Genomic DNA, 10,177 nt, shown 5'->3' on the forward strand with positions numbered 1-10,177 from the left:
CGGCGGCGGTGGGAATGAGCCATACTCGACGCATGGAACGCACCGATCATCCACAGTCCTGGGACGAACGCTCGACCCTCCTGGCCATGCTGAGGTACACCCGTGAGACCGGTATCGCGAAGGCGACGGGGCTCACGGATGCCCAGGCCGCAGCCGCGCCGATGGCGACGTCACCGCTGATGAGTGTCGGCGGGGTGCTGAACCACATGCGTTGGGTCGAGCACTCCTGGATCGAGAACCGCTTCGTCGACGGGCCCGACCTCGGGCCCTGGACCGAGGAATCGCCCGACCAGGAGTTCATCGACGGCGCCACCCTTTCCCTGCAGGAGGTGATCGACGGCTACCGCCGGCAGGCGGCGGCAACCGACGCGCTGGTGGCCGGGCTCGGTCTCGACGACCGTTCGGCGACGCCGTTCCGGTCGGGCGAGCATCCCACGCTGCGCTGGGTGATTCTGCACCTCATCGAGGAGAACGCGCGCCACAACGGTCACATCGACATTCTGCGGGAGCTCGCCGACGGCACCACGGGCGACTGAAACACGGGCACCACGGGCGACAGAACCGCGAGCATCCGGAGATCGAACGGCGGTCAGCGGGCGAAGAAGCCGCGGTAGTACTCGTACGTCCAGCCGACGATCGCGATCAGCACGATGCCGAGGCCGATGAGTGAGAGCCAGATTCCCACAGCCAGGCCGAGGAACACGATGGCCAGCGACCCGGCGAGCATGACCGGCCACCAGCTGAAGGGGCTGTAGAAGCCCATCTCCGGGTCGCCGTCGTCGACATTCGCCGTTTCTGTGTCTTCGGGGAGCGCCCCGCCCTGCGCGCGGTGTACGCGGCCGAGGTAGAACGCGAGGAACGCCGCGAGGATGCAGGCCAGGGCGAGAGCGACCGTTCCGACCCACTCGACGGGGCTGCTGGTGCGGCCGTCGACGGACTGGGTGGCGAGCTGCTGGGCGTTGAAGAGGATGTTCCACACCGTGTAGGCGACGTCGGCGAGGAGGAAGAATCCGCTGAGGATCCAGAACAGGTTGACGTTGGCTCTCATGACAGCTCTCCGGGGTGTCGAGGTTCGAACGGCGTGGGGCCGCCGCCCTTCCATTACCGGTGCGAAACCCCCGCTCGGGCAGGGGTTGACATCGCCTCACCCGGCTCGTCCACCCAGGCCGCCCACCCGGCCCGCACCCGGCTCGCATCCGGCCCCGGTGCGCCGGGCATAACTCCTCGTCGCTCGACCCGTCAACCCCGATCATTGGCGCGCCCGGAATGTTCCACTTCTCGGAGAAGACGCCGATGACAGGGATCTCGCGGGAGGAGCAGGCATATGAACGACGCACGAGCCACCCGGCTGGCCGGGCCGCAGCAGGTCTGGGAGATCCAGGCGCACCCCGCCGGCCGCAGCGACGGGGTGATCGGCTACGTGTCGTGCTGCGGCGACCTTTTCGAAGCCCTCGAGGTGGCGCCGCCCTATGACCTGCTCTACTTCGGCAGCTTCGATGAGGCTCGCGACCATGTCGAGCACTGCGCCTCGCTTGAGGGCATCGACGACTCGGTCGAAGGCATCGACGGGGGTCGCCGCAAGCCGTCAGCCGCGCCGACGCGCGAGCACCGCGGTGGCCGCGACAACCAGGGCGGCCGGCCCGACGACGAGCAGCGGGTCGAGCCAGGCGTGCTTCACGTCGGCCCTGCCGCGACCCAGCCGCGACTGCACCGGGTGCCCACGGAGCTCGGCCGCGACGCCCGTCTCGGCGAACGGATTGTCGGGCCGGCCCTCCCGAACCGAGCGCACGCGGGCGCCCCATACGTCGATGCGGTCGCCGAGCACGAGCAGCAGCCAGTGGGCGGTCTGCCCCTCGCTGAATCGCTTGTAGGCGAAACCGCGAACGAGACCCGACACCCCGTGCAGCGGAGCCGTCGTGCCGAACACCGGCGGCAGCATCCCGTGCTCGACCGAGCGTTCGCGTGGCTGGCGCTCGGGCTGGCGATCCGGAATCAGCCAGTGCGCGCCCGTGGGCAGGTCGGTGCGCTCCTTCGGCACCGACGGCCGGTCGGCAGGGTCGAGGTCTGCACCCCAGCCCGGGATGCGCGCACGCAACTCGTCGGCCGACGGGCGCAGGTGGTCAGTGGCGATGTACGGCATGAGAACTCCTAGTCTTCGAAGGTGATGACGGTCTTCAGGCAGCCGTCGAGCTTGGCAGAGAACAGGTGGTATCCCTCGGCGATGTGCTCGAGCGGGATGCGGTGGGTGATGATGTCGCGTGGCGTCAGGTGCCCGGCCGCGATGTGTTCGAGCAGCCGCGGCCACTGCCTCTTCGCCGGCGCCTGGTTGGTGCGGATGGTCAGGCCCTTGTTCATCGCGTCACCGAACTTGACGGCGCTGAAGAGCGGGCCGTAGGCACCCATGACCGAAATGGTGCCGCCCTTCCGCACGCCGTCGATCGCCCAGTTCAGCGCCACCGGCGAGCCGCCCTGGAGCTTCAGCTTCGAGGCGGTGATGTGCTGGAGCAGGTTGCCGTCGGCTTCGGCGCCGACCGCGTCGATGACGACGTCGGCGCCCAGCCAGTCGGTCTGCTTCTTCAGTTCCAGCACGATGTCGTTGACCTCGGTGAAGTTGATCGTCTCGGCGTACGCGAACTCCTGCGCCTTCGCCAGCCGGTAGTCGAGGTGGTCGATGACGATGACCCGGCCGGCGCCCATCAGCCAGGCCGAGCGTGCCGCGAACTGGCCCACAGGGCCGGCGCCGAACACGACGACGGTGTCGCCCTCGACGATGTCGCCGAGCTGGGCGCCGAAGTACCCCGTGGCCAGGGCGTCCGTCATCAGCAACGCGTCTTCGTCGTCGAGGCCGTCGGGGATGATCGAGGGCCCCACATCGGCGAGGGGAACCCGCACGTACTCGGCCTGGCCCCCGTCGTAGCCGCCGCAGGTGTGCGAGTAGCCGTAGATGCCGCCCACCGCCGTCGCGTTGGGGTTCACGTTGTGGCAGTTGGAGTAGAGCCCCTTGGCGCAGAAGTAGCAGGTACCGCAGTAGATGTTGAACGGCACCATCACGCGGTCGCCGACCGACAGGTTCTGAACCGAGGGCCCGACCTCGTGCACGACCCCGATGAACTCGTGCCCGAACGTCGAGCCGACGCGGGTGTCGGGCATCATGCCGTGGTAGAGGTGCAGGTCTGAGCCGCAGATGGCCGCCCGCGTCACCCGCACGATGGCGTCGTTGGGGTGTTCGATCTTCGGGATGTTCTTCTCTTCGACACGGATCTTGTACGGTCCGCGGTACACCATTGCCTGCATGTGTTCTGCCTTCTGCCTTCCGTCGACTGCGTTCGAAGAGACTCCACCGCAGAAACGCGTCGGAACACAGGGGTTGAATTCCTGGCGCACGACCGCATAACGCCTCTTGCAGCGGGTCGCCCCAAAAAACAAGTCCTATGCGCCCGCCCGGCGATCTTCTGTGATGGAACGCATCGGGCAGAAGGAGGAACACGCATGGCAGAACGCCGACAGCCGCGCGCCGAGCGCGCGCTCTCCGCTGCCGCATCGACCTCCCTGCTCCGGGGCCGGAGCCGGGCCGGGCTCCTGCTGCTTCCGGCCGCCGTTCCGTTCGCGCTCATTCCCCGCTTCAGCGCGCGGTCGCCCCGGCACGTGGTCGTAGCCCTCTCCGCACTGCCGTTCGTCGGGGCCGCGGCGTGGCGCTCGTGGGCGGAGGCCTGACGATGGAACTGCTCGAAGCGATCCGCCGGCGGAAGACGACGAACGGCCCGTTCCTGCCCGACCCCGTCGCCGAATTCGACCAGCGCCTCCTGATCGAAGCGGCCGGGCGGGCGCCCTCGCAGTTGAACAGCCAGCCGTGGCGGTTCGTGGTCATCGACGAACGGTCGCTCATCGAGCAGATCGCCGAGATCAGCGGCGGCAGCATGACCGAGGCGATGTCGAACGGCACGTTCTTCGAACGCTACAAGCGGTACTTCCGGTTCAGTCAGCGCGAGATGGAGACCCGCCGCGACGGGATGCTCTTCGACAGGATGCCCGCGCCCCTCCGGCCGTTCACCACGCAGGTCTTCACCCCGCGGGGGCAGAAGATGATGAACGCGTTGAAGGTGCCGCAGACGCTGGGGGCGGAGAACCGGCGACTCGTCTCCGGCTCCCCCCTGCTGCTCGCCGCCCTGCTGGACCGGGCGGAGTACCGGCCCGGCGAGCTCTCGTCGTTCTACTCGGTGTTCAGCCTGGGGGCAGCCATGGAGAACGTCTGGCTGACGACGCTTCAGCTCGGCATGGGCATCCAGTTCGTCTCGTTCCCGATGGAGGTGCCCGGGCAGTGGGAGCGCATCGAGACGCTGCTCGACGTTCCCGACGATCTTGAACTGATGGCGGTCTACCGGCTCGGCTACCTGCCAGCCGACCAGCGCCGCCCCTCGATCGACTGGACGAGCCACCAGCGCAAGCTGCCCTCCCAGTACGTGTTCGACAACAGCTGTCGCGTTCCGCGCGTCGGCTGGGATTCACCGCCTGCTGAATGACAGGACTCTGGGCCGATTCCGGCCCAGTTCAACCGAAAGGAAGAGAAATGAGCACCGCAGCATCCACACCGAACCAGCGACGCGAACGGAGCGCGGTGCAGACCGTGGCGCTGGTCGTCGGAATCGTCTTCCTACTCGTCGGAGTGGCCGGCTTCATCCCGGGCCTGACGACAGACATGTCGGGGATGGACATGGCCGGGCACACGTCTGACTCCATGCTGATGGGACTCTTCCAGGTCTCGGTGCTGCACAACATCGTGCACCTGCTGTTCGGCATCGCGGGCGTGCTCTTCTCCCGCACCGCCCGCGCAGCGCGCAACTATCTGGTCTGGGGCGGCGTGATCTACCTCGTGCTCTGGATCTACGGTCTGATCGTCGGCAACGACGACCGCGCGGCGAACTTCGTGCCCCTGAACACCGCCGACAACTGGCTGCACCTGTTCCTCGGGGTGGGCATGCTGCTGCTCGGCCTGCTGCTCCCCCGCGCAGTCGCCGGCTCCGCGCGCGGTACCCGCGCCCAGGCCCGGTGACCGCGCACGCTGCGGCGAGGGCCGGCTCCCGCAGTCTGGGCGGCGCCCGGCGGCCGCGTCTCACCGTCGACGTGGCACCGGGCATCCACCAGCTGGAGCACGGCTTCGTGAACAGCTACCTGGTGACAGAGGGCGACAGCGTCACCCTCGTCGACACAGGGCTGCCCACCACCTGGCCGCACCTGGTGGCCGCCCTCGGCCACCTCGGCCGGCAGGTCGGCGACATCCACGCCGTCGTTCTGACCCACGCGCACTTCGACCACCTCGGCGTCGCCGACCGGCTGCGGCGGCAGGGCACCCCCGTGTGGCTGCACCCGGGGGATCGCAAGATCGCCCGGCATCCGTACCGGTACGCCCACGAGCGGGCGCGCCTCGCGTATCCGCTCGCCTACCCGGCCGCGAGGCCCCTGCTGGCCGGCATGGCCCGGGCCGGAGCGCTCTGGGTCAGAGGCGTGGAGGCGACCGTCGACCTGGCGACGTCGGGCGAAGTCGACGTGCCGGGGCGGCCGTCAGTCGTGTTCAGCCCGGGGCACACAGACGGTCATACAGCCCTGCACTTTCCCGGCAGGGGTGCGCTGCTGAGTGGCGACGCCCTCGTCACCCTCGACCCGTACACGGGCGGGCGCGGCCCGCAGATCGTGGCCGGGGCCGCGACGGCCGACTCCGAACAGGCCCTCGCGTCACTGCGGGCGCTGGCGGCGACGGATGCTGCGCTGGTGCTGCCGGGTCACGGCACGGTGTGGCGGCAGGGGATCGCCTCGGCCGTCGAGCGGGCGCTGGCGACCGGCGCGCACTGAGCATCTTCAACCCCCCGGCGCCGGCGCTGACACTGGCCTCAGCCCCGGCCCTGCCGGCGGCCGGCGAGACGGGTGACACCGAAGAGGGCGCAGCCGACCGCGATGATGATGCCGGCCCGCAGCCAGACCTCGCCGGTCTGCTGGGTCAGGAGGGCGACGCAGGAGAGCGCACCGAGCACGGGCAGAAAGCTCCAGACGCGAAAGTGCCGGTGTTCGACACGGTCGCGGCGCAGCACCAGAACCGCGATGTTGGTGCTGAGGAAGACCAGGAGCAGAAGCAGAACCACGGTCTGGGCGAGGGTCGCGATGCTGCCCGTGAGGGTCAGCGCCATGGCGATGCCCACCGTGACGACGATCGCCACCCACGGGGTGCCCCTGTTCGGCAGCACCCGCGAGAAGACGCCCGGCAGCAGCCCGCGGTTGCTCATCCCGTACGCCATGCGGCTCGACATGATGAGTGTGAGCAGGGCCCCGTTCGCCACCGCGACGAGCGCGATGAGGCTGAACAGCCAGGCAGGGATGCCCACACCACTCGCCGAGATGACGGTCAGCAGCGGCCCGGTCGAGCTGGCGAGTTCGTCGGAGGGAACGGCGATGGATGCCGCGGTGCCCACCAGCACGTAGAGAACACCCGCCGTCGCCAGCGCTCCGAACAGGGCCCTCGGGTAGACCCGGGCCGGATCCGTGACCTCCTCGGCGACGTTGGCGCTGGTCTCGAACCCGACGAACGAGTAGTACGCCAGCAGCGCCGCCCCGAACACGGCGACCACCGGCGACGAGCCCTCTTCGAAGCGCACCGCGCGGCCGAGGTCGCCGCCACCGCCGCCCAGCAGCACTGCGACCGCGACGACGACGAGCACCAGGCCGGTGGTCTCGATCATGGTCATCACGAGGTTGGCGCGCACCGACTCCTTGATGCCGCGGGCGTTCAGCAGCCCGACGGCCGCGAGGAAGATGACGGCGCCGAGCACCGGCGGAATGTCGATGAAGGTCGCGAGATAGTCGCCGGCGAAGGCGAGCGCCAGCCCGGCCGCACTCACGACACCGGCGGCGACCATGCAGAAGCCGACGAGGAACGACACGAGGGGAACGCGGTACGCCCGCTCGGCGAACACCGCTGAGCCTCCCGCCTGCGGGTACTTCGTGACGAGCTCCGCGTACGACGCCGCCGTGAGCAGGGCCAGCAGCAACGCCACGATCATCGGGGCCCAGGTGACCCCGCCGACCTGCCCGGCGATCTGGCCGACGAGCGCGTAGATTCCGGCCCCGAGCACGTCGCCGAGAATGAAGAGGTAGAGCATGCGGCCCGAGATGTTGCGCTTCAGGCCACCCTTCTCGTCGCCGGTCGCCCGGTCGCCGGGTGTCTTCTGTGGGGGTGGGGCATCCACTCTGCGTTCAGTCATGGGCCCCACAGTACGAACCGCGCGCCTGTCGCAGCAGGGGTTGCCAGCGCCCGCCGCATGCCCCACAGCGGTTTTCCGACGACTGTAGGGGCGGGTCGGCGCCGGCCACGGGTAGCGTCTGGCCAGGGGCGACGACCGAGGAGGAACGACATGACGGATGCACTCAGGGTCGGGGTGGTGGGCGGGTCGATCGGTGGGCTCTTCGCGGCTGCTCTGCTGGCCCGGGCCGGCCACGAGGTCACCGTCTTCGAGCGGTCGCAGCACGGGCTCGCACGCCGCGGCGCCGGGCTCGTGGCGCAGCAGGAGCTGTTCGACCTGCTGCACCGCGTGGGGCGCGACGATGCAGCCCGTGTCGGTGTCGTCGCCCACGAGCGCATCACGCTGGCCCGCGACGGCTCCGTCGTCTCGCGCGATGCCTCGCCGCAGACCCAGCTGTCGTGGGACCACCTGTACGAGGTGTTGCGCGCCGCCCTGCCGACCGCGAGCTACCGACTGGGCAGCGCCGTGCAGAGCGTCGAGCCCTCGGGGCGGGGCGCCGTCGTCCGGCTTGCCGAGGGCCGCAGCGAGGCGTTCGACCTGGTCATTGGTGCCGACGGGCTCAACTCCGTCGTGCGCCGCGCCGTCGCACCGGAGTCGACGGCGAACCACTACGTCGGCTACGTGACGTGGCGCGGGCTCATTCCCGAAGAGGCGCTGCCCCCCGCTGCCGCCCGCCCCCTGCTCGACCGCTTCGCCTTCTTCACCGGGCCGGAATCGCACATGCTCGGGTATCTCGTACCCGGCCCGGCGGGCGAGGTGGAGCGCGGTCGGCGCCGGTACAACTGGGTCTGGTACCGGCCGATGACCGGGCAGCGACTCCGAGAGCTGCTGGCCGAGGCGGGGCGCGACCCGCAGGGGGCCTCCCTGGCACCCGGCCAGTTGCCCGACGCACTCCGCGACGAATTGGTGGCCGACGCCCTGCGCGAGTTGCCTCCGCCGTTCTCGGCCGCCGTCGAGGCAGAGAGCCGGCCCTTCCTCCAAGCCATCTTCGACTACGTGCCACCCCGCATGGCCCACGGCCGCATCGCGCTGCTCGGCGACGCGGCGGTCATGGTGCGGCCGCACACGGCCATGGGGGCGGCCAAAGCGGCCGGCGACGCGATGGCGCTCGCCGATCTGGTGGCCGAGCTCCCCCTCGACGAGGCGCTCAGCCGGTACGACGCCGAACGCCTGCCCGTCGGCCGCGCGATCAGCGCGTACGGTCGCCGCCTGGCGGCATCCCTGCCCTTCGCCCGGCCCTGACCGCGACAGAGCCTGACCCCGACAGAGCCTGACCCCGACAGAGAGAGACAGCGCCCATGCCCCACACCGCCCGACGCCTGCACCTGACCCTGCTGCTGCTCTCGTTCGGGGCCGGGGCCGCAGATGCGTTCGCCTTTCTCGCGCTGAACGGCACGTTCACGGCGAACATGACCGGCAACCTCGTGCTCGCCGCCCTGTTCACTCGCCCGGGGTTCGTCGCCACACTGGTGTGCGCCCTTGTCGCGATCGTCGTGTTCGCCGCCGTGCTCTACGCCGGGTTCCGCGTGACGCGACCGCCGGCCGCCTCGCTCCCGGGCGGCCCGGCGGCGGGTGCGGCGGCGGCGGCGGGCGAGCATCGCCGGCTTCTGCGGCGTCTTCTCCTGCCGTCACTGGTGGCGCAGGTCGTGGTCGTGGTGCTCTGGATGCTCGGCAGCTCAGACGGCGACGCCACCCTCGGTGTGAAGTGCACGGTCATCGCGCTGTCTGCAGCGTCGCTCGCCCTGCAGACCGTCACCGCGAAGAAATTCAGCGACACCGCTGGAGTGACGACGACCTACGTCACCGGAACGCTGACCACCACGATGCAGGCCCTCGCCGAACGCCGGGGCGGCGGGCAGGGCATCCGGGCGCTGTCGATCCTCGCGCTGCCGGCGGGAGCCCTCGTCGCCACGGCGCTGTTCCACGCAGCCCCCTCGGCCGGCGCGGTGCCGGCCCTGCTGATGACCGTCATCGCGACCGGGATCGCCCTCACCTCCCCCACGACGGTCGACCCGCCCGACACGCGACACGCCTGACACGCCTGACACCCGACACCCGACACCCGACCCGCCACCCTCGACACGCCCGACACGCCACCCGGCGCCCCGGTCGTCACCGCACCCGGAACGACTGGATGACCGGGGTGATGTCGGTGCCGCCGACCGTGCACTCCACTGTGCGCTGCTCGGCCGGTCGGCCCGGCGCCGGCACCACCTGCGCGAGGCCGCGGAGCACGAGCACGTCGCCCTGCACGGTGGCATCGCCCGGCGCGAAGCTCGCCTGCCAGCTACCCGCCGCGGCATCCGAAGGCCCGCCCACCGGGCCGCCGGCCGGGGCGCCGGCCGGGGCGCCCGCAGACGTCTGCCGGCCGTAGAGGTCGCAGGTCGCGGCCGCGATGCTGAACGACAGGCCGCGCGGTGTGGTGGGTTCGCGGCCCTGGCCCTGTGCTCGGGCGTCGGCCGAGACCTCCAGACGCACGATCGCGCCCGGGGCAGCGGTGAGGCCGCCGGCCGGTTGCTGCGCGGTGACGGTCGGGGCCGCGCCCACCTGCGGGGGCGTCGACCACTGCACCACGAAGCCCGACGACGAGATCACCCCCTCGGCCTCGGCGGCCGGGAGCCCGATCACGTTCGGCACGTAGACGGCAGCGACGGCTGTCGGGATGCCCGTGGCGGCGGGCGACGGCGCGGGCGGGTTCTCGGCCGAGCATCCACCCGCGGCCACGACCATCAGAGCGACGGCGACGGATGCCGCCCCGACACCACCTCTGCACTGCACGACTGCAACCTCCCACCGGGAGTCTGCGCCTGCCGACGGCACCCTGCGCGGGGGTTCCCTTCGGCGGGAACGACACGTACGCTACGGCGGCGGACGGACAGGCGGGCGGG

12 protein-coding genes are annotated in these 10,177 nt (G+C 70.5%); 7 read left to right on the plus strand and 5 right to left on the minus strand.

Annotation, left to right across the window (positions count from 1 at the left end):
* Positions 1-32 precede the first annotated feature (32 nt).
* The gene (locus tag C5B96_RS13130; RefSeq protein ID WP_104245805.1) at positions 33-536 is read left to right on the plus strand and encodes a DinB family protein; all 504 of its coding nucleotides are present in this window, start codon (positions 33-35) and stop codon (positions 534-536) included.
* Positions 537-589: 53 nt separating this feature from the next.
* Here C5B96_RS13130 and C5B96_RS13135 read toward each other — a convergent pair whose 3' ends face one another.
* The 3 genes from C5B96_RS13135 to C5B96_RS13145 form a co-directional block, all read right to left on the minus strand.
* The gene (locus C5B96_RS13135) at positions 590-1,048 is read right to left on the minus strand and encodes a cytochrome c oxidase subunit 4 (RefSeq protein ID WP_104245806.1); all 459 of its coding nucleotides are present in this window, start codon (positions 1,046-1,048) and stop codon (positions 590-592) included.
* A gap of 537 nt (positions 1,049-1,585) precedes the next feature.
* Complete coding sequence (locus tag C5B96_RS13140; RefSeq protein ID WP_104245807.1) at positions 1,586-2,140, minus strand: hypothetical protein; 555 nt, start codon at positions 2,138-2,140, stop codon at positions 1,586-1,588.
* 8 nt (positions 2,141-2,148) lie between these two features.
* The gene (locus tag C5B96_RS13145) at positions 2,149-3,294 is read right to left on the minus strand and encodes a zinc-dependent alcohol dehydrogenase (RefSeq protein ID WP_104245808.1); all 1,146 of its coding nucleotides are present in this window, start codon (positions 3,292-3,294) and stop codon (positions 2,149-2,151) included.
* Positions 3,295-3,489: 195 nt separating this feature from the next.
* Here C5B96_RS13145 and C5B96_RS13150 point away from each other — a divergent pair, with 195 nt between their 5' ends.
* From C5B96_RS13150 to C5B96_RS13165, 4 genes are read left to right on the plus strand one after another with little or no spacing between them, the layout of a single operon-like run.
* On the plus strand, positions 3,490-3,714 hold the full coding sequence (locus tag C5B96_RS13150; RefSeq protein ID WP_104245809.1) for a hypothetical protein: 225 nt from the start codon (positions 3,490-3,492) through the stop codon (positions 3,712-3,714).
* Positions 3,715-3,716: 2 nt separating this feature from the next.
* Positions 3,717-4,520: a nitroreductase family protein gene (locus C5B96_RS13155; RefSeq protein ID WP_104245810.1), complete on the plus strand. Its 804-nt coding sequence runs from the start codon at positions 3,717-3,719 to the stop codon at positions 4,518-4,520.
* A gap of 47 nt (positions 4,521-4,567) precedes the next feature.
* A complete protein-coding gene (locus C5B96_RS13160) occupies positions 4,568-5,050 on the plus strand; it encodes a DUF4383 domain-containing protein (protein WP_104245811.1) in 483 nt (160 codons plus the stop codon).
* On the plus strand, positions 5,047-5,847 hold the full coding sequence (locus C5B96_RS13165; RefSeq protein WP_233189193.1) for an MBL fold metallo-hydrolase: 801 nt from the start codon (positions 5,047-5,049) through the stop codon (positions 5,845-5,847). The genes C5B96_RS13160 and C5B96_RS13165 overlap by 4 nt, the downstream gene beginning before the upstream one ends.
* A 38-nt stretch (positions 5,848-5,885) precedes the next feature.
* Here C5B96_RS13165 and C5B96_RS13170 read toward each other — a convergent pair whose 3' ends face one another.
* Positions 5,886-7,250 (minus strand): APC family permease, encoded by a 1,365-nt coding sequence (locus tag C5B96_RS13170; RefSeq protein ID WP_104245812.1) that lies wholly within the window; start codon positions 7,248-7,250, stop codon positions 5,886-5,888.
* A 150-nt stretch (positions 7,251-7,400) separates the two neighbouring features.
* Between C5B96_RS13170 and C5B96_RS13175 the strand changes: the two genes are divergently transcribed.
* Together C5B96_RS13175 and C5B96_RS13180 are read left to right on the plus strand one after the other, a co-directional pair.
* The gene (locus C5B96_RS13175) at positions 7,401-8,531 is read left to right on the plus strand and encodes an FAD-dependent monooxygenase (protein WP_104245813.1); all 1,131 of its coding nucleotides are present in this window, start codon (positions 7,401-7,403) and stop codon (positions 8,529-8,531) included.
* 56 nt (positions 8,532-8,587) lie between these two features.
* Positions 8,588-9,325 carry a DUF1275 family protein gene (locus C5B96_RS13180; RefSeq protein ID WP_104245814.1) on the plus strand — a complete coding sequence of 246 codons (738 nt, stop codon included), beginning with the start codon at positions 8,588-8,590 and terminating at the stop codon, positions 9,323-9,325.
* 76 nt (positions 9,326-9,401) lie between these two features.
* Here the strand turns inward: C5B96_RS13180 and C5B96_RS13185 are convergent, their stop codons facing one another.
* Positions 9,402-10,067 carry a PASTA domain-containing protein gene (locus C5B96_RS13185; protein WP_146078179.1) on the minus strand — a complete coding sequence of 222 codons (666 nt, stop codon included), beginning with the start codon at positions 10,065-10,067 and terminating at the stop codon, positions 9,402-9,404.
* Positions 10,068-10,177 lie beyond the last annotated feature (110 nt).

The organism is Subtercola sp. Z020, assembly GCF_002931235.1.
Classification (GTDB): Bacteria; Actinomycetota; Actinomycetes; order Actinomycetales; family Microbacteriaceae; genus Subtercola.